Source organism: Olsenella porci, assembly GCF_009695875.1.
Lineage (GTDB): Bacteria > Actinomycetota > Coriobacteriia > Coriobacteriales > Atopobiaceae > Olsenella_H > Olsenella_H porci.
This window is the reverse complement of sequence record NZ_VUNC01000005.1, coordinates 93,753-120,621: the sequence shown is the minus strand read 5'-3', so window position 1 is coordinate 120,621 and position 26,869 is coordinate 93,753. Positions and strand designations below refer to the sequence as shown.

At 63.5% G+C, this 26,869-nt stretch carries 25 protein-coding genes; 17 read left to right on the top strand and 8 right to left on the bottom strand.

Annotation, left to right across the window (positions count from 1 at the left end; genetic code table 11):
* Positions 1-333: 333 nt before the first annotated feature.
* From ilvC to ilvA, 5 genes are all read right to left on the bottom strand, one after another.
* Positions 334-1,338 (bottom strand): ketol-acid reductoisomerase, encoded by a 1,005-nt coding sequence (gene ilvC / locus FYJ68_RS07215; RefSeq protein WP_154435488.1) that lies wholly within the window; start codon positions 1,336-1,338, stop codon positions 334-336.
* 140 nt (positions 1,339-1,478) lie between these two features.
* Positions 1,479-1,961, bottom strand: a complete 483-nt coding sequence (gene ilvN, locus FYJ68_RS07210) for an acetolactate synthase small subunit (RefSeq protein ID WP_154435486.1) — start codon at positions 1,959-1,961, stop codon at positions 1,479-1,481.
* Positions 1,961-3,871, bottom strand: coding sequence for a biosynthetic-type acetolactate synthase large subunit (gene ilvB / locus FYJ68_RS07205; RefSeq protein ID WP_154435484.1), 1,911 nt, complete (start codon positions 3,869-3,871; stop codon positions 1,961-1,963). Before ilvB ends, ilvN begins: the two co-directional genes overlap by 1 nt.
* Positions 3,868-5,532 (bottom strand): dihydroxy-acid dehydratase, encoded by a 1,665-nt coding sequence (gene ilvD, locus FYJ68_RS07200; RefSeq protein ID WP_154435482.1) that lies wholly within the window; start codon positions 5,530-5,532, stop codon positions 3,868-3,870. The genes ilvB and ilvD overlap by 4 nt, the downstream gene beginning before the upstream one ends.
* Before the next feature lie 708 nt (positions 5,533-6,240).
* Positions 6,241-7,461 carry a threonine ammonia-lyase gene (gene ilvA / locus FYJ68_RS07195; RefSeq protein WP_154435480.1) on the bottom strand — a complete coding sequence of 407 codons (1,221 nt, stop codon included), beginning with the start codon at positions 7,459-7,461 and terminating at the stop codon, positions 6,241-6,243.
* Between the two features lie 186 nt (positions 7,462-7,647).
* On the opposite strand from ilvA, the gene FYJ68_RS07190 reads away from it, so the two are divergent.
* Together FYJ68_RS07190 and FYJ68_RS07185 are read left to right on the top strand one after the other, a co-directional pair.
* The gene (locus FYJ68_RS07190; RefSeq protein ID WP_154435478.1) at positions 7,648-8,463 is read left to right on the top strand and encodes an ABC transporter ATP-binding protein; all 816 of its coding nucleotides are present in this window, start codon (positions 7,648-7,650) and stop codon (positions 8,461-8,463) included.
* Between the two features lie 33 nt (positions 8,464-8,496).
* Complete coding sequence (locus FYJ68_RS07185; RefSeq protein ID WP_195837754.1) at positions 8,497-9,249, top strand: class I SAM-dependent methyltransferase; 753 nt, start codon at positions 8,497-8,499, stop codon at positions 9,247-9,249.
* A 215-nt stretch (positions 9,250-9,464) separates the two neighbouring features.
* Here the strand turns inward: FYJ68_RS07185 and lpdD are convergent, their stop codons facing one another.
* The gene (gene lpdD, locus FYJ68_RS07180) at positions 9,465-9,893 is read right to left on the bottom strand and encodes a prenylated flavin chaperone LpdD (RefSeq protein WP_154435474.1); all 429 of its coding nucleotides are present in this window, start codon (positions 9,891-9,893) and stop codon (positions 9,465-9,467) included.
* Between the two features lie 228 nt (positions 9,894-10,121).
* Between lpdD and FYJ68_RS07175 the strand changes: the two genes are divergently transcribed.
* Entirely contained in the window at positions 10,122-10,643 is a 522-nt protein-coding gene (locus FYJ68_RS07175) for an HD domain-containing protein (protein WP_154435472.1), read from the top strand.
* Between the two features lie 313 nt (positions 10,644-10,956).
* Here the strand turns inward: FYJ68_RS07175 and FYJ68_RS07170 are convergent, their stop codons facing one another.
* Entirely contained in the window at positions 10,957-11,754 is a 798-nt protein-coding gene (locus FYJ68_RS07170) for a DeoR/GlpR family DNA-binding transcription regulator (protein ID WP_154435470.1), read from the bottom strand.
* A 304-nt stretch (positions 11,755-12,058) separates the two neighbouring features.
* Here FYJ68_RS07170 and FYJ68_RS07165 point away from each other — a divergent pair, with 304 nt between their 5' ends.
* From FYJ68_RS07165 to FYJ68_RS07145, 5 genes are all read left to right on the top strand, one after another.
* Positions 12,059-12,949 carry a class II fructose-bisphosphate aldolase gene (locus FYJ68_RS07165; RefSeq protein WP_154435468.1) on the top strand — a complete coding sequence of 297 codons (891 nt, stop codon included), beginning with the start codon at positions 12,059-12,061 and terminating at the stop codon, positions 12,947-12,949.
* A gap of 15 nt (positions 12,950-12,964) precedes the next feature.
* The gene (locus FYJ68_RS07160; RefSeq protein ID WP_154435466.1) at positions 12,965-13,393 is read left to right on the top strand and encodes a PTS sugar transporter subunit IIA; all 429 of its coding nucleotides are present in this window, start codon (positions 12,965-12,967) and stop codon (positions 13,391-13,393) included.
* 68 nt (positions 13,394-13,461) lie between these two features.
* The gene (locus FYJ68_RS07155) at positions 13,462-13,962 is read left to right on the top strand and encodes a PTS system mannose/fructose/N-acetylgalactosamine-transporter subunit IIB (RefSeq protein ID WP_154435463.1); all 501 of its coding nucleotides are present in this window, start codon (positions 13,462-13,464) and stop codon (positions 13,960-13,962) included.
* Between the two features lie 63 nt (positions 13,963-14,025).
* Complete coding sequence (locus FYJ68_RS07150) at positions 14,026-14,853, top strand: PTS mannose/fructose/sorbose/N-acetylgalactosamine transporter subunit IIC (RefSeq protein WP_154435461.1); 828 nt, start codon at positions 14,026-14,028, stop codon at positions 14,851-14,853.
* Positions 14,850-15,749: a PTS system mannose/fructose/sorbose family transporter subunit IID gene (locus tag FYJ68_RS07145; RefSeq protein WP_154435459.1), complete on the top strand. Its 900-nt coding sequence runs from the start codon at positions 14,850-14,852 to the stop codon at positions 15,747-15,749. Before FYJ68_RS07150 ends, FYJ68_RS07145 begins: the two co-directional genes overlap by 4 nt.
* Before the next feature lie 374 nt (positions 15,750-16,123).
* On the opposite strand, the gene FYJ68_RS07140 is transcribed toward FYJ68_RS07145, so the two are convergent.
* Positions 16,124-17,128: a LacI family DNA-binding transcriptional regulator gene (locus tag FYJ68_RS07140; protein ID WP_229772110.1), complete on the bottom strand. Its 1,005-nt coding sequence runs from the start codon at positions 17,126-17,128 to the stop codon at positions 16,124-16,126.
* Between the two features lie 336 nt (positions 17,129-17,464).
* Between FYJ68_RS07140 and FYJ68_RS07135 the strand changes: the two genes are divergently transcribed.
* From FYJ68_RS07135 to FYJ68_RS07095, 9 genes are all read left to right on the top strand, one after another.
* Positions 17,465-17,785 (top strand): PTS fructose transporter subunit IIB, encoded by a 321-nt coding sequence (locus FYJ68_RS07135; protein ID WP_154435455.1) that lies wholly within the window; start codon positions 17,465-17,467, stop codon positions 17,783-17,785.
* Positions 17,786-17,807: 22 nt separating this feature from the next.
* Complete coding sequence (locus FYJ68_RS07130; RefSeq protein WP_229772109.1) at positions 17,808-18,893, top strand: PTS fructose transporter subunit IIC; 1,086 nt, start codon at positions 17,808-17,810, stop codon at positions 18,891-18,893.
* 135 nt (positions 18,894-19,028) lie between these two features.
* Entirely contained in the window at positions 19,029-20,309 is a 1,281-nt protein-coding gene (locus FYJ68_RS07125; RefSeq protein ID WP_154435453.1) for a class II D-tagatose-bisphosphate aldolase non-catalytic subunit, read from the top strand.
* 90 nt (positions 20,310-20,399) lie between these two features.
* Positions 20,400-21,083 carry a transaldolase family protein gene (locus FYJ68_RS07120; RefSeq protein ID WP_154435450.1) on the top strand — a complete coding sequence of 228 codons (684 nt, stop codon included), beginning with the start codon at positions 20,400-20,402 and terminating at the stop codon, positions 21,081-21,083.
* Between the two features lie 73 nt (positions 21,084-21,156).
* The gene (locus FYJ68_RS07115) at positions 21,157-21,999 is read left to right on the top strand and encodes a transketolase (protein WP_154435448.1); all 843 of its coding nucleotides are present in this window, start codon (positions 21,157-21,159) and stop codon (positions 21,997-21,999) included.
* A gap of 3 nt (positions 22,000-22,002) precedes the next feature.
* Positions 22,003-22,938: a transketolase family protein gene (locus tag FYJ68_RS07110; RefSeq protein ID WP_154435446.1), complete on the top strand. Its 936-nt coding sequence runs from the start codon at positions 22,003-22,005 to the stop codon at positions 22,936-22,938.
* Positions 22,939-23,515: 577 nt separating this feature from the next.
* On the top strand, positions 23,516-24,043 hold the full coding sequence (locus FYJ68_RS07105) for a nitroreductase (protein WP_154435444.1): 528 nt from the start codon (positions 23,516-23,518) through the stop codon (positions 24,041-24,043).
* A 197-nt stretch (positions 24,044-24,240) separates the two neighbouring features.
* Positions 24,241-25,068: a nitroreductase family protein gene (locus tag FYJ68_RS07100; protein WP_195837753.1), complete on the top strand. Its 828-nt coding sequence runs from the start codon at positions 24,241-24,243 to the stop codon at positions 25,066-25,068.
* Positions 25,069-25,266: 198 nt separating this feature from the next.
* Entirely contained in the window at positions 25,267-26,847 is a 1,581-nt protein-coding gene (locus FYJ68_RS07095; protein WP_326832266.1) for an MBOAT family O-acyltransferase, read from the top strand.
* The last annotated feature ends 22 nt before the right edge of the window (positions 26,848-26,869 follow it).

Below are 26,869 nucleotides of genomic sequence, written 5' to 3'. Positions count from 1 at the left end.
CGGAGGGAGCCGGACCCCTTGCTCATCCCCTCCCCGGCATCCCAGCTTATGCCAACGGGATAGCGCACACCCCGCCCGTTTGAAATGTCACTCTCCCTGTGTCGTAAGACTTGACGCGGTTAGGACCCTCTTAAACGCATCAAGTCTTATGAGACTGCTCTGCTGGGGCTGGTGTGGGGGAGAGGTGCCGTTCCGGCGGGCAGGCGTGGCGGGAACCCGTTGGCCTCCCCCTGTCCAAACCTGTCTTCACCTCGTCCAAACCCACAAGAAAGGGGTCGACCCATTGCCGGGTCGACCCCCCTGCCTACCATCCCGCTGAGGCGATGACTGAAACTAGTCCTCGTCCTTGCTGAGCCAGGAGAACATGGAGCGCACGCGGGCGCCGGTGGTCTCGATGGGGTGAGTGTTGATCTTCTCGCGCTGCTCGAGGAGCTTCTTGTGGCCGTTGTTGCAGTCGTCCACGAACTCCTGTGCGAAGGAGCCGTCCTGGATGCGCTTGAGGATGTACTTCATGGCCTCACGCGACTTGTCGTTGATCACGAGCGGACCAGCGTAGTACTCGCCGTACTCGGCGGTGTTGGAGATGGAGTAGTTCATGAAGTGGATGCCCTTCTCGTACATCAGGTCCACGATCATCTTCATCTCGTGATAGCACTCAAAGTACGCGAGCTCCTCGGGGTAGCCAGCCTCGGTCAGGGTCTCGAAGCCGGCCTTGACCAGCTCGACGAGGCCGCCGCACAGGACTGCCTGCTCGCCAAAGAGGTCCTCCTCGGTCTCCTCGGCAAAGGTCGCCTTGATGAGGCCGGCGCGGGCTCCACCAAGTGCCCATGCGTAGGACATGGCCAGGTCCATGGCGTCGCCGGTGGCGTCCTTCTCAACGCAAACCAGATCGGGCACGCCAGAGCCCTCGACGTACTGACGGCGCACGATGTGGCCCGGGCCCTTGGGGGCGACCATGATCACGTTGACGCCCTCGGGAGCCTTGATGTAGCCGTAGTGGATGTTGAAGCCATGGGCGAAGGCCAGGGTGTTGCCGGGCTCCAGGTTGGGCTCGATGAACTCCTTGTACACGGCGGGCTGGGTCTCGTCAGGCGTCAGGACCATGACGACGTCGGCCTCCTTGGTGGCGGTCGCCATGTCGGTCACCTTGAGGCCAGCCTCGCGGGCCTTCTCGGCAGACTTGGAGCCCTCGCGCAGGCCAACACGGACGTCCACGCCAGAATCCCTGAGGTTCTGAGCATGGGCGTGACCCTGGGAGCCGTACCCGATGATGGCGACCTTCTTCCCCTGGATGATGGAGGGATCGCAATCCTTCTCGTAGTAGATGGTAACGGCCATGCTGGTGCTTCCTTTCTTTCGTTCCTGCTTGCAGAACTATGCTCTCTCCGCCCCGGGTGGGCGGGTAAAGCCAAGTGAGAAAAGCGTGCGGGTCTCGTCTTCCTTTCACTCATGGCGTTCCCCGCGCGTGGTGTCGTGGCCTACTGGTCGTGCCCGCGTGACATCGCGATCTTGCCGGTGCGCGTGAGCTGGCGGATTCCGTAGGCGCGGAAGAGGTTCTCCATGGCATCGAGCTTGCTCTCGGTACCCGTTGCCTCGACCGTGAGGGTGTTCCTGCCCACGTCCACGACGTTGGCGCGAAACACGTTGGCGATCTCGATGATCTCGTGGCGGCGCTCGGGAGCGCACTGGACCTTGAACAGGACAAGCTCGCGCTCGATGGCGTCGTCCTCGGTCAGGTCCGAGATCTTGAACACGGAGACCAGCTTGTGAAGCTGCTTGGTGATCTGCTCAAATCCCACTTCGTCAGCCTCGACGATGATGGTCATGCGCGAGAGGGTCTCGTCCTCGGTGGGGGCCACGGTGAGCGACCCGATGTTGAAGCCGCGACGCGAGATCATGCCCGTCACGCGGGACAGCACGCCGGGCTTGTTCTCGACGAGCACAGACAATATGTGCTTCATCACTCGTCACCCTCCCTCTCCTCTTCGTCCAGAGCATCTTCCAGCGACTTTGGCTTTACGCCCTTGCCAAAGCCCTTCTCGGTCACTCGGACGCCGCCAAGCGTGACGTCCAGCGCGCCGATGATGTCGTCGATGGGTGCTCCCGGGGCGACCATGGGGTACACGGTCTGGTCCTTGGGGATGACCACATCCAACAGGTAGGGCTGGTCGGATGCGAGCATCTGGTCCAGGGCGGCGTCGACCTCCTCGGGGCGCGAGATGCGAGCCGCCTTCCATCCGTAGGCCTCGGCTAGCTTGACGAAGTCGGGGTCGTCGGTGGGCAGCTGGGTAAACGAGAAGCGCCTGTTATAGAACAGCGACTGCCACTGATAGACCATGCCCAGCGTGTGGTTGTCGATGAGCAGGACCTTGACGGGGCAGTTCTCCGCGCGTGCGGTGGCCATCTCCTGGATGTTCATCTGCAGGGAGCCGTCTCCCGCTACGCACACCACCTCGTCATCGGGGCAGCCAATCTTTGCACCGATGGCGGCGGGGAAGCCAAAGCCCATGGTGCCCGCTCCACCGGACGAGAGGAACGTGCGCGCGTGCTCGCGGTGGATGTTCTGGTGTGCCCACATCTGGTGCTGACCCACCTCGGTGGTGACGATGGAGGCCTCGGGGTCGAGCTTGTCGGAGAGCTTGGAGAGCACGACCTCGGGAGCGATCGCGTTGGGGAAGTCGTCAAAGTCCTTGGTGTAGAACGGCCAGCGCTCGCGCCAGGAGAACACGTCCTTCACCCACTGCTCGTCGTTGGGTTTGGCGTCCTGCTTCTCGAGCCTCTCGTTGATGGAGGCAAGCACCACGCGTGCGTCACCTACGATCGGGACCACGGGGTTGATGATCTTGCCAATCTCCGCTGGGTCGATGTCGATGTGAATGATCTTGGCATGTGGGGCAAACTCCGAGACCTTGCCGGTCACGCGGTCGGAGAAGCGAGCCCCCACGGCGATGAGCAGGTCACACTCCGTCACGGCCATGTTTGCGTACTTGGAGCCGTGCATGCCCACGGGGCCGAGGTTGAGCGGGTTGGAGCAGGGCATGGCGCCCTTGCCCATGAGCGAGGTCACCACGGGGATCTGCATGCGCTCGGCGAGCGCGATCAGCTCCTGGCAGGCGTGGCTGGTCACGATGCCACCTCCGGCGTAGAGGAGGGGGCGCTTGGCCTTGGTGATCAGGCTTGCCGCCTGCTTCACCTGCTTGGCGTTGCCACGGTAGGTGGGCTTGTAGCTGGGGATGCTGATGGAGTCCGGGTAATGGAACACCATCTTCTCGCCCGAGATGTCGCTCGGCACGTCGATCAGCACGGGGCCGGGACGCCCGGTGGAGGCGATGTAGAAGGCCTCGCGGAAGGTTCGCGTGAGATCCTTGGTGGACTGCAGGAGGAAGGAGTGCTTGACCACGGGCATGGTGATGCCCACGATGTCGGACTCCTGGAACGAGTCGGTGCCAATGACGCCGCGGGTGACCTGGCCCGTGATGACCACCAGGGGCACGGAGTCCATGTAGGCCGTCATGATGCCGGTAACGGTGTTGGTTGCGCCGGGACCGCTGGTCACCAGCACAACGCCCACCTTGCCGGTGGCACGGGCGTAACCGTCTGCCATGTGCGTGGCACCCTGCTCGTGGCGCGCAAGCACGTGGTGGATCTTCTTGGAGTCGTACAGCGCGTCGTAGATCTTGATGGCCTGCCCTCCGGGGTAGCCAAAGATCGTGTCGACGCCCTCGGCCTCCAGGGAGGCGATGATCGCCTGGGCGCCGGTCATGGTCTTGCCCTCGTGCTCCGTGTGGCTGCCAGGGCCAAAGGGCTTGCCCTCCAGTGCGGTCTCCTTGCGGGCGAGCTTCTCCTCGAGGCTGCTTGCGTGAGTCGTCATGAGAGGTAGGCCCCCTTGTCTGCGCTGGTCACGAGCTTTGCGTAACGGGAAAGAACTCCGGTGGTGTACTTGGGCGCGGGCGGCTCCCATGCGGCGCGGCGGCGCTCGAGCTCGTCCTCGTCCACCAGGAGGTCGATGGTGCCGGCCTCGATGTCGATGGCGATCTCGTCACCCTCGTGAACCAGCGCGATGGGACCACCGGCTGCAGCCTCGGGGCTCACGTGTCCAACGCACGGGCCCTTGCTGGCACCAGAGAAGCGACCGTCGGTGATGAGTGCGACGGACTTTGCCAGGCCCATGCCGCAGATGGCAGAGGTTGGGGTCAGCATCTCGCGCATGCCGGGGCCACCCGCCGGGCCCTCGTAGCGAATGACCACGACGTCGCCCGGCTTGATCTTGCCTCCAAAGATGGCGTCGCAGGCGCTCTCCTCCGAGTCAAACACGCGAGCGGGGCCGGTGTGCTGGTACATGCTGGGGTCCACGGCGCTCTTCTTGACCACTCCGCAGTCTGGCGCGAGGCTCCCGCGCATGACCTTGAGGCCACCGTCGGGGGAGTAGGGGTCGCTTACCGGGCGAACGACCTTGCCGTCCACGGGCGGGCACTGCTTGACCCAGTCGCCTACGGTACCGTGGCAGGTGTTGGCGGTGAGGTCCAGCAGGCCGTTGCGGCCAAGCTCGCCGATGATGACGGAGACGCCGCCAACGTCGTTGAGGTCCTGGATGTGGAGCGGGCCGGCGGGCGCCAGGCGCACGATGTTGGGCGTGGCGGAGCAGGCCTTGTCCCAGTCGTCCATGGTGACGGGGCATCCCGCCGCGTGGGCGATGGCGGTCAGATGCAGCATGGTGTTGGTGGAACCCCCGAAGGCCTGGTCAAGTGCCATGCCGTTACGCACGGCACGGGCGTCGATGATCTGACGGGCGGTGATGCCCTTCTCGAGGAGCTCCATGACCTTCATGCCGGCGTGCTTCGCCAGGCGGATGCGCGCGGAGTACACGGCGGGGATGGTCCCGTTGCCGGGGAGCGCGATGCCAAGCGCCTCTGCCAGGCAGCAGATGGAGTTTGCGGTGAACATGCCCGAGCAGCTTCCGCAGGTGGGGCAGGCGGTGTTCTCGAGCCAGTGCATCTCGTCCTCGGTCATGGTGCCTGCGGTTACCTGGCCGGCGGCGTCAAACAGACTGTTGAGGTCGGTCTCCTCCCCGTGACGGCCACGGCCGGCGAGCATAGGGCCACCCGAGACCAGCACGGTGGGGATGTCCAGGCGGCACGCGGCGATGAGCATGCCAGGGACGATCTTGTCGCAGCTGGGAATCAGGACCATGGCGTCAAACTGGTGGCCTTGGATGGCGCATTCCACGGAGTCGGCGATGACCTCGCGGCTGGTGAGCGAGAAGCGCATGCCCTCGTGGTTCATGGCGATGCCGTCGCACACGCCGATGGTGTTGACCTGCAGTGGGGTGCCGCCTGCCATGCGGACACCGGCCTTGACGGCCTCGGCGATCTTGTCCAGGTGGATGTGGCCCGGGATTACCTCGTTCTGGGACGAGACAACAGCCACGAGCGGGCGCTCGAGCTCCTCGTCGGTCAATCCGTCTGCCTTAAGGAGGCTCCTGTGAGGAGCCCTGGCCAGACCCTGCTTTATGGCATCGCTTCGAAGTTGCATGGTCACCTCTCGCTTCCCCCCTACGCTTGCTGGCGTGAGAATAGCGAGACGGGCGCCCAGCGCCTCCTCGATGCCCGTAACGGTGGGTCCCGGCCCGGTTTCGCCTCGCCTGGCAACCGGGGATCGCCCGATGCCCTCCAAGGCTCTCGTCCGAGCGGCTCAGGGGGTGTTCTTGGCCGTCCACCGCGGGTTCTCAGATTCGCCCGCTTGCTGTGTGATGGATGCGGCCCGTACTCGCCCCGTCATCGCCGTTCTCAAGTCTGTGCGACGAAATATACGCCTTGCGAAACCGTTCTCTGTTACGGCGGTATTAATTCACCATCAGGGCTCATAAAAGGTATTCAGGCAATCTTGGAAAACTTTTTTACGTGAATATCTGTGAGCGAAGTTGCACCTGCGTACCGGTGGTATTACTGCGACTCGTGTTCCTAACATGTATGAACGCCCAGGCAGAATTATTCGATACGTTTCCTGAAGGGGATGCCGCCATGATGCCATGGCGGCGAAAGCTGGTTCGTCCTGCGGGTGAGAGAGGCGCGGCGGTAGGGTTGCTGCCAATGCCGCTGGGATGGATGGCGGCGGCGTGGCGGGCTCTTCTCGCCCATGCCTGACGGAGCCACGCAAGCGGGGCCGCCGCGACGCCCGATGCGCCACGACGGCCCCTTTTGTGCCTGGGATGGGTGGGTGCCTGCCACCCTCCCCGCGTCCTTACAGGGAGGTCTGTACCACGGTGGGCTTGAAGCCTGCCTGGCGCAGGGCCTCCACGATCTGGTTCTTGTGGTCCTCGCCGTACGCCTCGATCGTGGTGCGCAGCTCGACGGCGGCATTGCGGTTGGTCGAGACGAACTGGTTGTGCTCCAGCTTGATCACGTTGCCGTTCTGCTCTGCGATCACGCTTGCGACGCGCACCAGCATGCCGGGGCGGTCGGGCAGCAGCACCGACACGGTGAAGATGCGGCCGCGCTGGATCAGGCCATGCTGCACGACGCTGGACATGGTGATCACGTCCATGTTTCCGCCCGAGAGGATGGCGACCACGCGCTTGCCCTCGGCGGGCAGGTGGTGTAGGGCGGCAACGGTGAGCAGGCCGGAGTTCTCCACGACCATCTTGTGGTTCTCGACCATGTCCAGGAAGGCGGCGACCAGCTCGTCGTCGTCGATGGTCAGGACGTCATCCAGGTTCTGCTGCAGGTAGGGGAAGACCTTGTCGCCCACCTCAAGGACGGCGGTACCATCGGCGATGGTGTTGGCGGAGGGCAGCTTGGTCACGTGACCCGCCTCGAGGGCAGCAGTGAGGCTTGCGGCGCCCTTGGGCTCCACGCCAATCACGCGAATCTTGGGGTTGTACAGCTTGGCGAAGGTCGAGACGCCACAGGCGAGTCCGCCGCCGCCCACGGGCACCAGGATGGTGTCCACCAGGGGAAGCTCCTGCACGATCTCCATGGCGATGGTGCCCTGCCCAGTTGCGACCGTGGTGTCGTTGAAGGGCGGAATGTAGGTGTAACCCTCCTGCTCGGCAAGCTCGACGGCACGCTCCTTGGCATCGTCAAAGACGTCGCCGTACAGGATGACCTCGGCACCGTAGCCCTTGGTGCGCTCGACCTTGATGAGCGGGGTGGTGGTGGGCATCACGACGATGGAGCGGGCACCCGCGTGGGTGGCGGCATAGGCGACACCCTGGGCGTGGTTGCCGGCGCTGGCGGTGATGACGCCGCGGTCCAGCTCCTCGCGGCTCATCGTCGAGATCTTGTAGTAGGCTCCGCGCAGCTTGTACGCGCCCGTGCGCTGCATGTTTTCGGGCTTGAGCCAGACGCGGTTGCCCGAGGCCTCGGAGAAATACGGGCTCTCGACGAGCTTGGTCTCGAGCGTGACCTCCTTGACCTTCTCCGATGCCTCCTCAAACGCCTCGAGGGTGAGCATGTCTGCCATTAGAGGGTCCCCCAAATCTTGTTGCCTGTCCTGCATGTGCGTGCGATGTTTCGGGCTTGGGCAAAGTTACCTTTGCCTACCTGATTTTGCATATAGTAGGTCTTCACGCGCCCTGGGTTATTGGCGGGGCGAGAAATGTGTGGATGCGGGGGCCCATGCCCTGCGCGCAACCAGAGGGGTCACTTCATGGCACGAGGAGCGGGGGCTCTGGGCTCGGAGCTGTTCAGGATTCACGATGCGAGCGTCGTAAGGTCGGGGAAGACCATCCTGCACGTGCGCGACTTCGCGCTGCGCGAGGGCGAGCACGTCGCGTTGCTGGGGCCTAACGGCGCAGGCAAGTCAACCTTCATCCAGCTGCTCACGCGCGAGGTGTTCCCCGTGTATCGTGACGAGCCGCCCGTGCTCTTTCGTGGGCAGGAGCGCCCCCAGCTGGCTGAGATTCGTCGGATCCTGGGCATCGTGAGCTCGACCATGCACGAGCAGATTCGCGTGCATGCCCCCTCCATCGACATCGTCGTGGGTGGTATCTATGGCACGCTCGGGCTCCCCATGCAATACGAGGTCACGGAGCATGACTACCAACGGGCGCTCGAGGCACTCGATCGCCTGGGCATCGCGGGGGTTGCCCACCAGGACATCAGGACCCTCTCCACGGGCCAGGCCCGCCGCGTCCTTATCGCCCGCGAGCTCGTGCGTAATCCAAAGGTGCTGGTCTTCGACGAACCCTGCACGGGTCTTGACCCGGAGGGCATGTACCACGTGCGCGAGTCGATGAGTACCCTGGCAGCCGAGGGGGTGTCGATCATCCTGGTCACGCACTACCCCGAGGACATCGTTCCCGCAATCGGCCGCGTTCTTCTCATCCGCAACGCAGAGGTGTACGCCGATGGTCCCAAGGAGCAGATGCTGCGCGGGGAGGTGCTCTCCGACCTCTTTGGTGTCCCTCTGGTGGTGGACGTCCACGAGGGCTGGTATTCGCTGCGCGGGGCCTACGGGGATTAGCGAGTCGGGTTTGGGCGCGTGATGGGAGGTCGGATGCCGGACGGGCTTGTGGTGCGTGCGGGGGACCCTTCCCTCGTTGGTGAGGCGCAGGGGCTGGGGGAGAGGCTCGGTGCCCCCGTGGTCGACGCAGTTCCTACCAGTGACGAGTGCCTCTCACTTGTGGTGTCGGCCGACGGGCTGTGCCTGCGTCGCGGGAACATGTCGCTCTCTGCCGACCTCACGAGAATGCTTCCGCGGCTGCGGCGCTCGAATCTCTCCCGCGAGCTGCTGGTGCGGGCCGCCAGAATCAGGGGAGACGGGCCGCGCACGGCATTTGACGCCACGGCAGGCCTTGGCGAGGACTCCCTCCTGCTGGCGGCGGCGGGTTTTGAGGTCACGCTCTACGAGCGCGACCCGGTGGTGTACGAGCTGCTCGCTGATGGCCTGCGCCGAGCTGCCGCCGTGCCGGGGCTTGCGGAGGCAGTCGGGCGCATGAAGGCGCGACGTGGGGACAGCGTGTCCGCCTTGGGCGAGCTGGATGCTGCACCGGACGTCGTTCTGTTGGACCCGATGTTTCCCGAGCGGCGCAAGAGCGCCTCGGTGAAGAAGAAGCTACAGATGATCCAGCGGCTGGAGCGGCCCTGCGAGGATGAGGCGTCGCTCCTCTCCGCCGCGCTTGGGGCGCATCCCCGTAAGGTCGTCATCAAGCGTCCTGCAAAGGGGCCGTGGCTTGCCGGGTCAAAGCCAAGCTACACCGTTGAGGGAAAGGCCATTCGCTACGACGTCATCGTCCCACCCTTTGCGTAGGGGAACGAGCGGGTGCTTTTGTTGGGCGCGTCGTGTGCCCAAGGCCGACGGGAGCCGACCTTTCCAAGGGCGCTCGTGTCTTGGGCGGGGACACGTTGCCAAGACCATGACGTGCCGGGGCAGTTTTTGCCCTGTGCCAATCGGCGCCGGTGGGGTCCAACGTCCCAGCAAGGCGTAGCGTCGCTCGAAAAGGGTTGGTTAAGAGGCGCCACGCCTCAAGCCCGGGGCCTCGCCGGGGCGGGATCCAGCTCGTCCTCGCTGGCGGCGGGAAGGGCTTTTGCCACGTAGTCGGCAATTCCCTCCGTGAGCTCGCTCACTACTCCGAGGAACGTGCGCAGGTCCTCGTCGGTGGCACCGTCCACGTGAAGGCCGGTGCTCGCGGCGACCGGCATGTGAAAGCGCGTCGCGAGCTTGGCCGCTATGTCGTGTGCGGGAATCTCGTCGCGATGACAGGGCACCGAGAGGATGCTCACGGTGGCGGTGCGCCCTGGCTCGGGGCGGGGAATCGCCTGTGCCGTCGCCCCCAGGTGCGCGTAGCGGGGCGAGCATGCCGTCACCGTGATGCCGCGCGGCGTCACGACGACTGCCGCCTCCAACCTAAAGCGCCCCTCGCCGGCGGCAACCGTTCCAAGCTGCATGCCCATGAGTCTCTCCCCCCGGTTTGCCCAAAGCTATCCAAGCCCAGGTTCCACCCTATAGCGGCTATACAGTCAAGCGAGAGGGAGGTGCAAACAGATGAACGGCGCGTAACCCATCGGTGCCCACCTTTGCCCCAATGAGATCGTCAGCGTAGCATTGCGAGGCGTCGACGGGGAGCGACTACTTCCCCCGACCGCAGGATCGCCGTCAAAACCATTTTTTGGGGGACAACCATGGATCAGACTCCGCCTCGGGACCACGTTGGGCTTGAGCTTGCGATGTTCCAGTACGACGCGGGCGACCCAAGGCGCATCCAGCACTTCGTGAAGGTGCGCGCGCTGGCCCGGACCATCGCTCTTTTGGAGGGGCTGGACCAGCGGGACCTCTATGTTCTGGAGGCTGCCGCCCTCGTGCACGACGTGGGAATCCACGAGTCCGAGCGCCGGTACGGCGACACGTCCGGCAAGCACCAGGAGGAGCTGGGGCCTGGCATTGCGCGCCCGATGATGGCGCGCCTGGGCTATGAGACGCAGGTCATTGACCGTGCGTGCTGGCTGGTGGGTCACCATCACAGCTACAACGACATCCACGACATCGACCTGCAGGTACTCGTGGAGGCGGACTTCCTGGTGAACATCTTCGAGGACCATCCCGACGACCCCGAGGCGCGCCGTCGCGTGGCGGAGTCAGTCGACGAGCGCGTGTTCCGCACCAGGGCTGGGCGCCAGCTTCTGCACGACCAGTTCATGGCGTAGCTCCGAGCCAAGGACGGGGGCCGCCTGCCGCATGCCTAGCTCATGGCATGGGGGAGAGGGGCGTGCGAGCCAGTAGTTGCCCAAACCAGCGAGCGAGGCGGCGGCACTTCTCCTCCCCTTAGAGCGTCGGCGTGTCCATGTTAGAAATCAAAGGTCGCGAGTACTCGCACCCGTTGATTTCTGACACCTTGTCTCGCAATGTGTTGTGACGACAACGTCAATGTCAGAAAAGACGGGATGCTAGTACTTGCGACGTGGCTTTTCTGCCGCGGCCAGAGTCAGCTTCCCTCGCAATCGTCCCGGAGGAGCGCACCTACGCGTAGATGACCTTGAGGTTGGGTGCCTCGCTCGCAAACCTAGCCCGATACTCCTCGCTCACCCCGGTGTCAGTTACCAGGACATCAAAGTCCGAGAGGTCGTTGTGGTGCACCGCGGCGCTCACCCCCATCTTGGTGGAGTCGAGCAATATCACGTGGCGTCGGGAGTGCTCCATCAGCTGGGCGAGCCACGCCGCCTGCTCCAGGCGGTGCGCGCTGAAGCCCTGCTCAAACGAGAACGCGTTGGTGCAGAGGTACACCGTGGGCACCATGAGCTGATCGACCTCTCGCGTGGGCACGACCCCCTCCGTGTAGTGGAAGCCCTCGCGGATGCGCCCGCCAAGCTGGATGACCGAGCTGTCGGGGAGAAGGGCATCCGCCTCGGTCGAGATCATCGTGTCGTTGGTGATGATCGTGAGGTTGTGCTTCCCCCTGAGTGCGCGCACGAACTCCAGGTTGGTCGTTCCGGCCTGGACTATGAAGGTGTCGCCGTCCTTGACGAGCTTCGCCGCGGCATGGGCAACCCGCACCTTCTCCTCGTGTGCCACCGAGACCGAGGTCGCCGCCCGCAGCTCGCGCTCGTTGGACTCTATGCTCATCGCGCCACCGTGCGTGCGCCTCACCTTCCCCTGGGACTCCAGCTCGCGCAGGTCCTTGCGCGCGGTGGCTGCCGAAACCCCAAACGCGTCCACGATCTGGGCGATGGTGATGGTCGAGGACTCCTCCACCATCTCCTGGATCCTCTGCTGTCGCTCCTCCAGAAAGAGGGGCTGGCTTGGGCTCTGCGTGCTCACGTCTCCTCGATTCCTGCGGTACGAATCGCTGCCTTGGCCCCAGCGGGGCTTCCCATACTGCTGCCGTTAGCAATGACTGTACTACCAAAACGAAAGCAAACGAATATGAATGCACGCTTAAACCTGAATTGGTACCATTCAGCGAAATAAAACGAATGAATATGCTTACAAATGATTAGATTCGGTTTGTGAAACGCGAGCAAGCGATTACGCAAGGGGTACGCATGCCCGCTCTTCTCCCATTTGGGAGTTGAGGCACGAAGGTTGGCGGGCAAACGTCCGCCAGGGAAGGAAGGAAGACGCGATGCTTGTTAGCCTTCGAGACGTCTGTCAGATTGCGGAGCAGAAGAACATGGCGGTCGCAGCCGTGAATTCCGCGAGTCTGGAGGCGATCCGCGCGGCCATCGAGGTGGCCGAGGAGACCCACTATCCCATCATCATCCAGCACGCGCAGGCGCACGAGTCGCTTGTCCCCCTCAAGTACGTGGGGCCCATCGTCGCCGAGCTCGCCGAGCGCTCGAGTGCGCAGATTTGCTTCAACCTCGACCACTGCGAGGACCTGTCCTATGCACGCCACGCCCTTGACCTTGGGTTCACCGGTGTGATGTTTGACGGCTCCGCCCTTCCCTACGAGCGCAACGTCGAGCTCTCCAGCTATGCGGCGGACATGTGCTCCGAGTATGGAGCGGGACTCGAGTGCGAGCTTGGCTCCATGGGCTCTCGCGAGGCGGGCGAGAAGGACGAGGGCGGCACCGCTGACGAGGCCGGTGCCATTTACACCGACCCCGACCAGGCAAAGGACTTTGTCACAAGGACCGGGCTCGACATTCTCGCCTGCTCGTTCGGCACCGTCCACGGCCTGTACAGGGGTGAGCCGAAGCTCAACTACCAGGTTCTGACCGACATCCGCGACCGCGTGAAGGTCCCCCTGGTGATGCACGGCGGCTCCGGCCTCTCGGACGAGCAGTACCACAAGTCCATCGACGCCGGCGTGCGCAAGATCAACTACTACACCTACGGTGTCAAGTATGCGGGCGAGGCAGTGCGCAAGATGATCGACGAGAAGGTCGCCGCCGATCCCAACGTCAACATCTACTGGCACGACATGACCACCACCGCTCACGAGAGCCTCGTTAAGACGTTCGAGCACGTGGTGACGGTGTTCGCCAACGGTGCAGACCCCTTCGTGATCTAGGGGAGGGGGCTGGATATGAGAAAGTTTCTGATCGCCTCTCACGGGACCGTGGCCAGCGGCATCAAGAGTGCCGTCAAGATCCTCACGCATGATGACTCGGCAATCACCGCGGTCGACTGCTACCTGGACGAATCCGACTTCACGCCCAGGATCCAGGAGTTCATCGACTCGGTGGGTCCGGATGACGAGGCCGTTATCTTCACCGACCTTCTGGGTGGCAGCGTCTGCAACAAGGTGATGCAGCTCGAGCCCGAGAAGCATGGGATCCTGCACGTCACCGGCGTGAACCTCATCACCGTCATGGGATGTCTCCTCTCGGACGAGCCGCTCAATGCGGGATCGGTGGACGAGATTGTGAAGACGGGGGCGTCCCTCATCCAGCGCGTCTCGGCAGACGAGGGCGAGGAGAAGGGCGACGAGTCCGACGAGGACTTCTTCGCATAGCTGCGTTCTTTGAGAAATGTCCGGCACACGATGCCGGTGGAAATGATGTCCTCAAGGAAGGGGGAACCATGATTGTTCAGATTCGCGTAGACGATCGACTCATTCATGGTCAGGTGGCGTTGCTCTGGGGCAAGGAGCTCAACACCAAGGGAATCGTGGTCGCTAACGACCACGCAGCACAGGACAAGACGCAGGCGGCAACGCTCAAGATGGCGTGCCCGCAGGGGCAGCGTCTCCTCATCCGCTCGGTCAAGGATGCCATTGGCGTGGCAAACGACCCTCGTGGCAAGGATATGCGCATCTTCATGCTCACGCAGACCGTTGCCGATGCTTATGAGGTTGCCTCCAACTGCAAGGGCAACGTGCAGGCGGTCAACATCGCAAACGTAGGGCGCTTCGACCGCTCCGACGACGCCAAGAAGAAGCTCCTCACCACGGGCGTGAACCTCAACCCCGAGGACCTCGAGGCGGCGCGCAAGCTTTGCGAGCTGGGAATCCCCGTAATTCACCAAGTCGGCACCACCGATGCAAAGACCAAGGTTGCCGACCTTCTTGCCAAGCTCGGCTAGCCGCGCAAAAGCCCCGACAGGGGCAACCGATACAAGAAGTGCGTTCCGTGGGAGGAGAAGAGCATGCTGCAATTGGCTTTGATGGCCTTCCTGGCATCGTTCATCTGCTACTTTGTGCAGTGGACGTTTGGCCAGCCGATGATCGACCAACCAATCTGCGTTGGAATGGTCGCCGGACTCATCTTTGGTGACGTCACTACCGGCATCATCATCGGCGCTGCGATGGAGGCAATCTTCATCGGCAACGTCAACGTTGGTGGCGCGACGTCGGCAGAGCCCGTCACCGGTACGGTCATGGCAATCTGCTTCGTGACTCAGATGGGCATGGCACAGGGTGCCGCAATCACCCTCGCAACCGCCGTTGCCATCTTCGCAAACATCATCTATTCGCTCATCTTCAACGTCCTCATGTCGTTCTGGTCGCCCCTCATCGACTGGGCCGCCCATACCGGCGAGACCAAGAACGTCTTCATCGTTCACTTTGGCGGTGCCCTCGTCATGAACGCCGCGATGGCAATCCCGACCTTCCTGGGCGTCTACTTTGGCGCAGAGCCCGTCGCGAACCTGGTCAACGTCATCCCTGCTGCCGTCACGAACGGCTTCAACGCCGCGGCCGGGCTTCTCCCCGCGGTCGGCATGGCGCTCCTCGTGAGGATGCTCTGGAACTCCAAGATCGCCATCTACTTCCTTCTCGGCTTCATCTGCGTCTCGTACCTGGGTCTGCCCATGGTCGGCGTTGCCGCGCTCGCAGCCGTGATCGTGGTGGTGGAGGCCTTCAACCAGCTTGACCTGCTCGACGTGAAGAAGAAGCTCCAGGCGCTGCGTGCGGGTGGCGGTGCCGTGCAGGCGGAGACCCAGGACCAGATTGAAGAGGAGGATTTCTTCGCATGAGTGCAGAAAACGAGAACGTCACCCAGCAGGGGGCTGACACCACCGAGGACGCCGCTTCCGAGAAGATCAGCGTCTCGACCAAGGACCTCTCCCACGAGGACCGCAAGATGCTCAAGGGCATCTTCCTCCACTCCTTCAACATCTTCGCCATGTACGGCGGCGGCGCAAAGGCAGGCGCCTCCGGATTCCTGTGGGCCCTCGCCCCGGCGTTCGAGCGCTTCTATCCCGACAAGGAGCGCAGGACCGACGCCATGGTGCGCCACTCCAGCTGGTACAACATCACGTCAAACGTCGGAACCTTCTGCATGGGCCTGGTTGCCGCGATGGAGCGCGAGAACTCCCAGCACCCCGACTTCGACACGCAGTCCATCGACGCAATCAAGGCCTCGCTCATGGGCCCCATGTCCGGCATCGGCGACGCCATCTTCTGGGGCGTGCTGCGCGTCATCGCTGCCGCCGTCGGCATGGCGCTGTGTGCCCAAACGGGCACCATCCTCGGACCCCTCGTCTTCCTGATCATCTACAACGTGCCGTCCATCCTCTGCCGTTGGTGCCTCACCGTCCTCGGTTATCGCGTGGGCTCGAACTTCATCACGAAGCTCGAGGAGGGCGGCCTCATGGACCTCATCACCAAGCTCGCCGGTGTTCTCGGCCTGATCATGATCGGTGCCATGACCGCCTCGTTCGTCAAGTTCAACTGCGCAATCACGATTCCCGCCGGCAGTGGTGACCCCGTCAAGGTCCAGACCTACCTCGACACCATCTTCAAGGGTCTCGTCCCCATCCTGTACACCCTTGGGTGCGTCAAGCTCCTCAAGAAGAACGTCAACGTGACGTGGCTCATCGTTGGAACCATGGTCATCGGCCTGGCGCTGGGCTTCCTGGGAATCTGCTAGGTAACGTCCATAATTTGCTTCCCCGACGGCGAGGGTCTCAGTTCAACTGGGGCCCTCGCCGTGGTGTTGCGTCGTGAGAGTGCGGCACGCATGGCAGCTGGCATGGGGGAGAGGGGATGCCTACGAGACCAGCCCACCTCCCTGACTCCCACCTCGCTTGTCCCCCGAGCAATGTCCACCCGCGGGTTGGGCGCGTACGAGCGGCGGGATGCGTGCGGAAACGATCGGCGATCGGGCTGGTCGAGCGGGGCTTGTCCCGCGATATTGGCTCGCCGCCGCACACGACCCCGCGATGAGCTATGCGAGCGACCAAGCCGGCGCCCCTGCCTCCCGACACCTTGGCGGGCGCTCCGCAAGCCGAACGGCGGCAGGTGCTACAGGGTCGATCCAAGCCAGTGCGTGGTGCACTCCATGACCTTCTGGGCGGGGACGTCTGCCTTTCCCTCAAGTTGGGAGACGAGCATCCTAAACGCCAGTGCCCCCTCCTCCCATACGGGCTCGGTGATGGTCGTGACGCTCGGCGTTACCAGCGTCGTCCAACTTGCGTTGTCGATGCCCAAGATTCCAATCCTCTGGGGAACAAGATGCATGAAGGGCTTCATCGCCTCGTAGATCCTGTTGAGTGCCCACTGGTGGGGGCAGACGAGAAGGGTCCGGCGTGCCGGGTTGAGGTTGTACTGGAAGTAGTGGGACAGCTCCTCGACGCTTGGGCCATCGTGTGAGATGGGAACGACGCCGTAGGGAAGGTTCCTCGCAGACAGGGCATCCTCTATCCCCTGGAGGCGCTCAAGTCTCGTTCTCGCACCAGAGGCGTCTGCGGCAAGGATGACAAACTCCTCGTAGCCTCGGTCGGCGCATTCCGTCACGGAACTGTAGAAGGCGTCATACAGGTTGGTCTTCACCCAGTGTCCGCTCATGTCGAAGGGGCTGTAGTCGTAGAACACAACCGGCTTTCCCGCCTTCGAGAGCCTATCCCTGATACCTCTCACCTGGCCCGTTGGTTGGATCACAAAGCCGTCCACCCCCAGCGAGAGCATCTTCTCGATGCAGAGGCGCTCGGACTTAGGGTCAAACACGGTGTCGCACACAATGGTCTGGTACCCATGCTCCGTGGCAACCGACTCCATGCCACGCAGGACCTCGCCGGCCCAATTGTTTGCGATGTTGCAGATGATGACGGCGATGACGCCAGTTGCCTTGTTGCCCAGAACCCTTGCCTGGGCGTTAGGGACGTAGCCCGTCTCGGCTATTGTCTTCGCGATGCGCTTGCGGGTGGCCTCGCTCATCTTCTCGTAGCGTCCGTTGAGGTAGTACGAGATTGTTGCGGTCGAGACGCCGGCGAGTTTGGCGACGTCCGTTATGTTGACTCGCTTCGCCATCGGTCCTGCTCCTCTCGCCTTGTCTGACTCCATGGTACGTTCGCGTCAAATGGTGTTGCAGGGAGTTGTCGGCGTGCGGTGAACGCAGTCTACCGAATAGGAAAAATTGTTCTTGACAACTCGAAACTGCCGTAGAGCAGCACGAAACCTTTGAAGTTAACTAATTAACAAATCAAGTTAAAATTAGTTAAAAACATACCTCTACCTGCCACTTCGCCGAAATGAGGATGCAGTTTCCCTCGTCCTGAGAATAATGGGTTCCAGGGAAAGGGAGCGACCAACCGCGAGCGGTCGAAGGTCCTCCGAAAGAGCGATTGAAGCAACGCGAGAGGAGAGATGGCAGTGAAGGTAGTGGCGGTGTGCGCCTGCACGGTGGGTATTGCCCACACGTACATGGCCCAGAAGGCAATCGAGGAGGAGTGCGCCCGTCGTGGGTTCGACTACAAGGTCGAGACCCAGGGTGGCATGGGCATCGATAACGAGTTGGACGAGGACGAGATCGCAGATGCCGACTACGCGCTCCTTGCCATTGACGTGGGAATCGAGGGGGACGAGCGCTTTGATGACAAGCGCGACGAGGGCAAGTGCCTCACCGTCGGTTCCGCCGACGTCATCGCGGATGCCAAGAAGGTAATTGACGAGCTGATCGCCCTGTAATCACAGAGAGGAGTGATGGGTAATGGCAGAGACAACAGCGAGCGCTCCAAAGAAGAAGGGGCTGTTCTCGAACTTTGGCAAGGACCTGCTCAAGGCCTTTAACACCGGCGTCTCGTACTTCATTCCCGTTGTCGTAATCGGCGGTGTGTTCCTGGCGTTCTCGCTTGCCTCCGGAAAGGCAGGGGCAAACGGCATGGAGGTCACCAACCCCTTCATGCAGAACCTGAACCTCATCGGCATGGCGGGTATCAACATGATGATCCCCGTGCTTGCCGCCTACATCGCCTACTCCCTTGCGGGCAAGCCTGGCCTGGCACCTGGCTTCGTTCTCGGATACCTGGTTAACAACCCCGTTCCCGTTGGCGAAACCAACGTTTCCACGGGATTCCTCGGCGCAATGATCATGGCGGTCTTCGTCGGCTACTGGGTCAAGTGGATGAAGACCTGGAAGGTCAACGACACCATTCGCACCATCATGCCGGTCCTGATCATCCCCATCTTCAGCACGCTTGTCCTGGGGCTGTTCTACATCTACGTGCTCGCGTTCCCCCTGAGCCTCGTCATGAACTGGCTCACCAATGTGCTTGGCAGCCTGCAGGGTGGGTCTGCCATAGTCCTCGGTCTCGTAATCGGTGTCATGACCGCGTTCGACATGGGCGGCCCCGTCAACAAGACCGCCTCCACCTTCACCATGGCGCTCATGACTGCTGGCGTGTATGCCCCCAACGGCATGTTCCGCGTCGCCGTCGCCGTGCCCCCCATCGCCTGTGGCCTCGCAAGCTTCATCGCCAAGAACAAGTTTGACGACGCCGACCGTCAGATGGGCATCTCCGCGATCTTCATGGGCTGCATCGGCATCACCGAGGGTGCCATTCCCTTCGCGGTCAAGGACCTTGGCCATACGCTCCCGGGAATCTGCATCGGCTCTGCCGTCGGTGCCGCCCTCGCTGCCGCCCAGGGCATCGAGTGCTACGTCCCCCACGGAGGCTTCATCGTCGCCATGGCTACCAACAACATCGGTCTGTACTGCCTTGATATCGTCATCGGCTCCCTCGTCGCGGCCGCCATCCTCGTTGCGATGAAGCCAAAGCTCGAGGCGAAGAAGTAAAGACCTCCGACGAGTAGACCGCAAAGGCGCGAAGACAACCGCATCCATTGCTTGCTACAAATCGGGTCGCCCCACGTGGCCGGGAGACCGCGTGGGGCGCTTTTTATGCCGATTTTCCTAACGAAGGAGAGAGAAATGCCGTACACAGAGCTTCCCATCCATGATGCCGTCAAGGGGCTTCTCAAGCTTCAGGACACCGGAGACCACGCCACCCTCGTTGGCATTGGGCCGATGTCGCCCAACCTGCTCCAGGCGGCCTTCGAGCTCGCCAAGGAGGAGGACTTCCCCCTCATGTTCATTGCCTCGCGCAACCAGGTCGACAAGGACGAGTTTGGCGCCGGATACGTGAATGGCTGGGACCAGGTTCGCTTTGCCGCGGACATCAAGAAGGTCGCTGACGAGGTTGGCTACACCGGCCCGTACTACCTTTGCCGCGACCATGGTGGTCCCTGGCAGCGTGACGAGGAGCGCAACGCCCACCTTCCCGAGGACGAGGCAATGGAGCTCGCCCGTCGCTCCTTCGTGGCAGACATGGAGGCCGGCTTTGACCTTCTGATGGTCGACCCGACCAAGGATCCCTATCAGATCGGCAAGGTCATTCCCCTCGAGACCGTCCTCCGTCGCACCATCGACCTCATCGACTACCTTGAGCAGTATCGTCGCGAGCACAACCTGCCCGAGGTCGCCTACGAGGTTGGTACCGAGGAGACCAACGGTGGCCTCACCACCACGGACAAGTACGAGGAGTTCATCTCCAAGCTCCAGCCCGAGCTGGAGAAGCGTGGCTGCCCCATGCCCACCTTCATCGTCGGCCAGACTGGCACGCTCACCCGTCTCACCGAGCAGGTCGGCCACTACAACTACAAGAACGCCCGCGAGCTTGCCGACATGGCAAAGGGGTATGGCGTTGGCCTCAAGGAGCACAACGCGGACTATCTGGATGACGTTACGCTCCTCGAGCACATTCCCGCTCACGTGACCGCCTCCAACGTGGCGCCGCAGTACGGCACCGAGGAGACGCGCGCATACCTCAAGCTCTGCAAGGTCGAGCAGCTGCTCGTTGACAACGGCCTGTGCGACGACCCGTCCGACCTCTACAACACCCTCCTGGTCAAGGCCATCAAGACCGAGCGTTGGCGCAAGTGGATGACCGGCGACGACGTTAACCTCCAGGTCGACGACATCCTCAAGGACCCCGAGCTCTCGTCCCAGATCCTTGACATCTCCGGTCACTACGCCTTCAACGACCCCGAGGTCAAGGAGCAGGTCGCCAAGCTGTACAAGAACCTCTCCGCCCAGGACATCGATGGCCAGCGGTTCGTCGTCGAGCACATCAAGCGCCCGCTGCGCCAGTACGTGGTCGGCCTCAACCTTAAGGGCGTGACCACCCGCATCAAGAACGCACTCGCCGAGTAAGCGTCACATTTAGGGGAGAGGAGAGACGGAACGAGCCCGTCTCCCCTCTTTCCACAGCCAGTCAATGCGCAACAAGGAAGAGGGGGACACATGAAGTTCTTCATCGACACCGCCGACCTCGACGAGATCAGGGAGGCCATGAGCTGGGGCGTGCTCTCGGGCGTGACCACCAACCCGTCGCTGTACGCCAGGACGGGCGGCAAGCTCGCCGACTTCGAGGCCCACATGGCCGAGATCTGCCGCGTCTGCGAGGGCCTGCCCGTCTCCGCCGAGTCGCAGGCCAAGACCACCGAGGGCATGGTGGAGGACGCCAGGAGGCTCGCGGCGCTGGCCCCCAACGTCGTCGTGAAGCTGCCCATCTGCGAGGAGAGCCTGCCGGCGACCCACCAGCTGGCCTCCGAGGGCATCCGCGTCAACATGACGCTGGTGTTCTCCGCCCCGCAGGCGCTGCTGGCCGCCCGCGCCGGCGCGCGCTACGTGAGCCCCTTCGTCGGCCGCTTCGACGACATCGGCGACGACGGCCTCGCCCAGCTCGAGACCGTGGTCCGCGCGGTCAAGAACTACTCCTACGGCTACTGGGACGGGGAGGGCGGCCCCGAGATCATCACCGCCTCCGTGCGCACCCCCAACCACGTGACCCAGGCCGCCCTCATGGGCGCCGACATCGCCACCGTGCCCTTCGCGGCGCTCAGGAAGTGCGTGAGGCACCCGCTCACCGCCGAGGGCAGGGCGAAGTTCGACGCCGACTGGGAGAAGGTCTCCGCCGGGGCGTAGGGTGCGATAGACTGAAGCGAGCCGGGGGCTAGCTGGCCTTCCGGCTCGTTTTTCTAGAAAGGAGAAGGGCACCATGGCCGAAACCAGGTCTCAGCACACCGACGCCGAGCTCGAGAAGATCGCCGCTCGCGTTCGCCAGGGCGTCATCGTCGGCACGCACGCAGCCAAGTCGGGTCACCCCGGCGGGTCGCTGTCCGCGGCGGACATCCTCACCTACCTCTACTTCGAGGAGATGGACGTCGATCCGCAGAACCCCAACGACCCCAAGCGCGATCGTCTCGTGCTCTCCAAGGGCCACGCGGCGCCTGGGCTGTACTCCGTCCTCGCGGAGCGAGGCTATTTCCCCCCCAAGGAGCTCGAGACGCTTCGTCACGTCGACTCCAGGCTGCAGGGCCACCCCAACATGAACGACACCCCGGGCGTCGACATGAGCACGGGCTCGCTGGGCCAGGGCATCTCCGCCGCCGTGGGCATGGCGCTTGCCGCCAAGCACTGGGGCGAGACCTGGCGCACCTACGCGATCCTGGGCGATGGTGAGCTCGAGGAGGGCCAGGTGTGGGAAGCCGCCATGTTCGCGGGCAACCATGGCCTCGACAACCTCTGTGCCGTCGTTGACTGGAATGGGCTCCAGATCGACGGCACCATTGAAGAAGTGAACCCCGCAACGCCCATCGCCGAGAAGTTCCGCGCCTTCAAGTGGCATGTCATCGAGGTCGAGGACGGTAACGACTTCGCCCAGCTGCGTCCCGCCTTCGCCGAGGCCCGCGCCACCAAGGGCGCACCCACGTGCATCGTTGCCAAGACCGTGAAGGGCAAGGGCGTCTCGTTCATGGAGAACCAGGTGGGCTGGCACGGCAAGGCCCCCAACGACGAGCAGTTCGAGCAGGCCATGGCCGAGCTCAAGAAGGGGGAGTAGGCAATGGCAGACGTCAAGAAGATCGCAACGCGCGAGAGCTACGGGCATGCCCTGGTAGACCTCGCCAAGGACCACGACGACTTCGTGGTGCTCGACGCCGACCTCGCGGCGGCAACCAAGACCGGCATCTTCAAGGCGGCCTATCCCGACCGCTTCTTCGACTGCGGCATCGCGGAGTCTGACATGATGGGCATCGCCGCGGGCATCGCGACCACGGGTCGCGTCGCCTTTGCGAGCACCTTCGCCATGTTCGCCGCGGGCCGCGCGTTTGAGCAGGTGCGCAACTCCATCGGCTATCCCCACCTCAACGTGAAGATCGGCGCCACTCACGCCGGCATCTCGGTGGGCGAGGACGGAGCCACGCACCAGTGCTGCGAGGACATCGCGCTCATGCGCACCATCCCGGGCATGACCGTGGTCGTCCCGTCGGACGACGTGGAGGCGCGCGCCGTCGTGAAGGCCGCCTACGAGCACGAGGGCCCCGTGTACATGAGGTTCGCCCGCCTTGCCACGCCCGTCTTCAACGACACGCCCGACTACCACTTCGAGCTGGGCAAGGCCGTCACCCTGCGCAAGGGCTCCGACGTCACCATCGTTGCCTGCGGCCTCATGGTCGGTGCCGCACTCGAGGCGGCGGAGTCCCTCGCCAAGCAGGGCGTGGACGCCGAGGTCATCAATGCCCACACGGTCAAGCCGCTCGACGCGGACACGATCTGCGCGTCCGCCGAGAGGACCGGCCGCGTGGTCACGGCGGAGGAGCACTCCATCCTAGGCGGTCTGGGCGGCGCCGTCTGCGAGGCCCTCTCCGAGCGTCACCCCGTCCCCGTCCGCCGCGTTGGCGTGCAGGACACCTTCGGCGAGTCCGGCCCCGCCGTGGAGCTTCTCCACAAGTATGGCCTGGATGCCGCTGGCATCGAGAAGGCTGCCCTGAGCTTCTAGCGAGCGGCGCCTCTCCCCACGAGGGTTCAGTCGGCCAGTCCCGGTTCGCCTGGGGCTGGCCGATTTCGTTTTTATAGCTTGCTTCGTTCCCCGTTGGCGTCCTTGGGCGAGAGGGGCGATGGAGCCTAGGAAGGGGAGGCCCATATCAACGGCGGTACGAGGCCATCTCCTCCTTAGCGGGCAAGCTGAGGGGAGCGTCCCGGGTGATCCCCGATGCGCTCTGAAGATCTCGTCTTGGCTCAACGCATCAGGAACCAAATCACGACGGAAAAACCGTCTCACATGTAAAGTCGGAACGCGACTCCCGGCGTGGGGGCAATCTTCCCTCGCACTCAGCCGGCGAGGTTCTGAACCACGATGATCCCTACGGGGGACCAGTAGGCAAAGAATGGAGCGGGCCGTCTCTCGCCCGGACTAGCCAGCTCCCTCATAAGTCCTCCGCCAGCCGGTGGGATGGGTCTCGAACCGAGGGGCATCGTCCCTCTCCCCCGCGACATCCCACGGACTCCAGGGGTATACCAACGTTTACGCGCCAGATTTACCGTTGCCACCTGTCCCACCAACGGAGGGGGAACCGATGAACGAAGTCATCCAGAACATGATGGACCGCCGTAGTGTTAGGAGCTACAGCTCGCGTCCCGTTTCGCGCGAGCTCGTGGAGCAGGTGATTCAGGCGGGGCTGTGGGCCCCGAGCGGCATGGGCCAGCAGTCTCCCATCGTCGTGGCGGTCACCAACCCCGAGCTGCGCGACCGTCTCGCCGAGGCAAACCGCAGGATCATGGGTGCCCCCGAGGGAGCGGACCCGTTCTACGGCGCTCCGGTCGTGCTGGTGGTCCTCGCCGACAAGGCGCGTCCCACACACGTGTACGACGGCTCGCTCGCCATTGGCAACATGCTCAACGCGGCGCACTCGCTCGGTCTGGGCAGCTGCTGGATTCATCGTGCGCGCGAGGAGTTTGAGGAGGGTGAGTTCAAGGCTCTCCTGGGCGAACTCGGCGTGACAGGCGACTACGAGGGCATCGGTCACGTGATCCTGGGCTACGCCGCCGACGAGCCAAAGGCGCCGGCGCCGCGCAGGCCAAACAGGGTCTTCTGGGCGGAGTAGGCGCTAACAGACGGAACAGACGGCGTCGCGCGAGGTCGGGCACGTTGCGTCCGGCCGCGTGCGGCGCGCGTCAGCTATGCCCAAGGAGTGTGCGGATGAGGGGCCATCTTGCCGTCCGTCCCAAAACTGGGACGGATGGCTTCGATTCCGTCCATAATTGACTGGTTATGAACATGTGTGGGAAGGGAGACGCTCCCGTGGAGGAACAGGAACAGGCATCCCAGGCTAAGCCGCAGGACCAGGGTGAGAGGGACGAGTCCCAGGAGGCGGCGCGCCCGCGCCATGCCGTGCCAAAGCCAGGTTCCGTCCCGTGGGATGAGGACCCCGAGACCGCGATGTCGCTCATGCTGTCCCGCCATGCGGTGCGGAGCTTCACCGACGAGCCCATAGACCAGCAGACCCGCGAGGCACTGCAGCGCGAGGTCAGGCGCGGCAACGAGGCGGGCCGGCTCCACATGTGCCTGGCCTGGGACGAACCCGAGGCCTTCGACAGCAGGCTCGCCCACTACGGAAACTTCTCGGGCGTGCACAACTACCTGGTCATCGCCGGTCCCGCGGACAAGGGGCTCGAGGCCCGCGCGGGGTACTTTGGCGAGAGGGTCGTTCTTCTCGCCCAGCAGCTTGGCCTCAACAGCTGTTGGGTCGCCATGAGCTACAAGCGGCGCCTGGTGCGCGCGAGCCTTCCCAAGGGGGACCGTCTGGTGATCGTGGTCGCGCTGGGCCATGGCACCACGGAGGGAAAGATGCACCCGTGCAAGAGCGTGCCGCAGGTCTCCAAGCCGGCCATCAACGTTCCGGCGTGGTTCACCCGTGGCGTTGAGGCGGCGCTTCTCGCCCCCACGGCGATGAACCAGCAGGGGTTCTGGATCACTCTCACGGGAAGGCGCGACCTGCAGAGCCGCGACATCGTTCAGATCCAGCCCGGCGGAGGCCCGTGCGCCAAGATTGACGCAGGTATCGCCCGCCTGCACTTTGAGCTGGGGGCGGGGGAGAAAAACTTCGCCTGGCAGGACAACCTCCTCTAGGGCAGGACGCGTCGCCCTTCCGTGGCGCACCACCAGGGGGGTCGCGCAAGCTCGCCAGTCGCCCTCTCTCGTCTCGGTGCGCTTCCTGAGCACCTTTGGTTCTCGCTGTACTAACTGTATTAATCGTACTAGTATCCCTAGGGCAGTTAGTTTGCGCCGCCCCGCCAAAGCGGAACGGCTCGTGGGAACGGTGCAGGTGTGGAGCTCTATTCGCTGCAGTTTGCGATATTCCTGGGGTCATCCCTGGTGGCGACGTATGCCCTGAGAAGGCTGGCGCCTCGCTGGCAGTGGGTGGCGCTCCTGGCATCGAGCCTTGTGTTCTATTGCCTTGAGGGCGGTGGCAGCACCCTTCTGTATCTGGTGGGTTGCGCCCTCGTCACCTGGGCTGCGCCGCTTGGGTTCCAGAGGCTGGACGAGCGTTGCAGGTGCCTGCGCTCGCAGGCCGCGGACCGGGCCCAGCGCAAGGCGGTCAAGGTGCGCTTTGCCCGTGCGAAGAGGCTCGTGCTCGTGCTGGCACTTCTCGCCTGCTTTGGCGTCCTCGCCTACCTCAAGTATTGGAACGCCCTGCTGTACCAAGTGGGTGCCGCGACCTCTCCCACAAGCCTGGGGCTGCTGCTCCCATTGGGCATCTCGTTCTACACCTTCCAGTCCGTGAGCTATCTCATCGATGCCTATCAGGGAAAGTTCGAGCCGCAGCGCAACTTTGCCAAGCACCTGCTCTTCGTCTCGTGGTTCCCGCAGATTCTACAGGGGCCCATCAACCGCTACGACGAGCTTGCCCCCCAGCTCCTGGACCCGCAGACTCCCGCCGCTGACCAGGTGGACCGTTCGATTCTCCTGTTTGGCTACGGACTCATAAAGAAGTACGCCATCGCCAACCTCACCGTGAGCGTTATCGCCAAGATCTTCTCCCACGTGACTCCGGCAATTCCGGGCTCGGCAGTGGTGTTTGGCATCCTCCTCTACTCTGCCCAGCAATACGGCGACTTCTCGGGCGGCATCGACATGGTCGAGGCCGTCTCGGAGCTGTACGGCATTCGCATGGCACCCAACTTCCGCCGTCCGTACCTTTCGGTTTCGCTCGCCGACTTCTGGCGGCGCTGGCACATCTCGCTCGGAAGGTGGATGCGCGACTACGTGTTCTTCCCGCTCGCGCTCACCCGGCCCATGCGCACCCTGGGCAAGTGGGGCGAGGCGCACCTGGGACGCCATGTTGGGAGGACGCTGCCCGCCTGCATCGCCAACATCGTCGTCTTCGTAATCGTGGGCGTGTGGCATGGTCCCCAGGCTCACTACCTGGCGTGGGGTCTGTATAACGGCATCGTCATCGCGATGGCGGACCTGCTCCGTCCGGCGACGGACGCTCTTGCCCATGCCCTGCGCGTTCGCCGGGAGTCCGGCGGATACCACGCCTTCCAAGTGGTGCGCACGTTCCTGGTCGTGAACCTGGGCTGGTACTTTGACCGAATCTACGACTTTGGCGACAGCCTGCTGTGCCTGCGCAACACGTTCATGCACTTTAAGCCCCAGGCCTTGGTCCCGTTCCTCGATGCCGCGGGTCTCACCTCTGCGGGCGGGTGGGGCCTATGGATAGCGGGCGTTGCCTGCGCGTTCGTGCTCGTGGTGAGCCTCTACGAGGAGGCGGGCCACGACGTGCGTGCGGCCGTCCTGTCCAGCAACGTGGTGACCCGCTGGTTCCTCTACACCGCGGTGTGCCTGATGCTGGCGATGGCCATGGCCCTGGGAAGCGGAGGGGGCTTCATGTATGCCAACTTCTAGCGGGCAGGTCCAGGCAAGGCAA

Bases quoted from the DNA above. Each gene is read 5' to 3' on its own strand.
- ilvC (WP_154435488.1), bottom strand. From the start codon at position 1,338: ATGGCCGTTACCATCTACTACGAGAAGGATTGCGATCCCTCCATCATC.
- ilvN (WP_154435486.1), bottom strand. From the start codon at position 1,961: ATGAAGCACATATTGTCTGTGCTCGTCGAGAACAAGCCCGGCGTGCTG.
- ilvB (WP_154435484.1), bottom strand. From the start codon at position 3,871: ATGACGACTCACGCAAGCAGCCTCGAGGAGAAGCTCGCCCGCAAGGAG.
- ilvD (WP_154435482.1), bottom strand. From the start codon at position 5,532: ATGCAACTTCGAAGCGATGCCATAAAGCAGGGTCTGGCCAGGGCTCCT.
- ilvA (WP_154435480.1), bottom strand. From the start codon at position 7,461: ATGGCAGACATGCTCACCCTCGAGGCGTTTGAGGAGGCATCGGAGAAG.
- FYJ68_RS07190 (WP_154435478.1), top strand. From the start codon at position 7,648: ATGGCACGAGGAGCGGGGGCTCTGGGCTCGGAGCTGTTCAGGATTCAC.
- FYJ68_RS07185 (WP_195837754.1), top strand. From the start codon at position 8,497: ATGCCGGACGGGCTTGTGGTGCGTGCGGGGGACCCTTCCCTCGTTGGT.
- lpdD (WP_154435474.1), bottom strand. From the start codon at position 9,893: ATGGGCATGCAGCTTGGAACGGTTGCCGCCGGCGAGGGGCGCTTTAGG.
- FYJ68_RS07175 (WP_154435472.1), top strand. From the start codon at position 10,122: ATGGATCAGACTCCGCCTCGGGACCACGTTGGGCTTGAGCTTGCGATG.
- FYJ68_RS07165 (WP_154435468.1), top strand. From the start codon at position 12,059: ATGCTTGTTAGCCTTCGAGACGTCTGTCAGATTGCGGAGCAGAAGAAC.
- FYJ68_RS07160 (WP_154435466.1), top strand. From the start codon at position 12,965: ATGAGAAAGTTTCTGATCGCCTCTCACGGGACCGTGGCCAGCGGCATC.
- FYJ68_RS07155 (WP_154435463.1), top strand. From the start codon at position 13,462: ATGATTGTTCAGATTCGCGTAGACGATCGACTCATTCATGGTCAGGTG.
- FYJ68_RS07150 (WP_154435461.1), top strand. From the start codon at position 14,026: ATGCTGCAATTGGCTTTGATGGCCTTCCTGGCATCGTTCATCTGCTAC.
- FYJ68_RS07145 (WP_154435459.1), top strand. From the start codon at position 14,850: ATGAGTGCAGAAAACGAGAACGTCACCCAGCAGGGGGCTGACACCACC.
- FYJ68_RS07140 (WP_229772110.1), bottom strand. From the start codon at position 17,128: ATGGCGAAGCGAGTCAACATAACGGACGTCGCCAAACTCGCCGGCGTC.
- FYJ68_RS07135 (WP_154435455.1), top strand. From the start codon at position 17,465: ATGGCAGTGAAGGTAGTGGCGGTGTGCGCCTGCACGGTGGGTATTGCC.
- FYJ68_RS07130 (WP_229772109.1), top strand. From the start codon at position 17,808: ATGGCAGAGACAACAGCGAGCGCTCCAAAGAAGAAGGGGCTGTTCTCG.
- FYJ68_RS07125 (WP_154435453.1), top strand. From the start codon at position 19,029: ATGCCGTACACAGAGCTTCCCATCCATGATGCCGTCAAGGGGCTTCTC.
- FYJ68_RS07120 (WP_154435450.1), top strand. From the start codon at position 20,400: ATGAAGTTCTTCATCGACACCGCCGACCTCGACGAGATCAGGGAGGCC.
- FYJ68_RS07115 (WP_154435448.1), top strand. From the start codon at position 21,157: ATGGCCGAAACCAGGTCTCAGCACACCGACGCCGAGCTCGAGAAGATC.
- FYJ68_RS07110 (WP_154435446.1), top strand. From the start codon at position 22,003: ATGGCAGACGTCAAGAAGATCGCAACGCGCGAGAGCTACGGGCATGCC.
- FYJ68_RS07105 (WP_154435444.1), top strand. From the start codon at position 23,516: ATGAACGAAGTCATCCAGAACATGATGGACCGCCGTAGTGTTAGGAGC.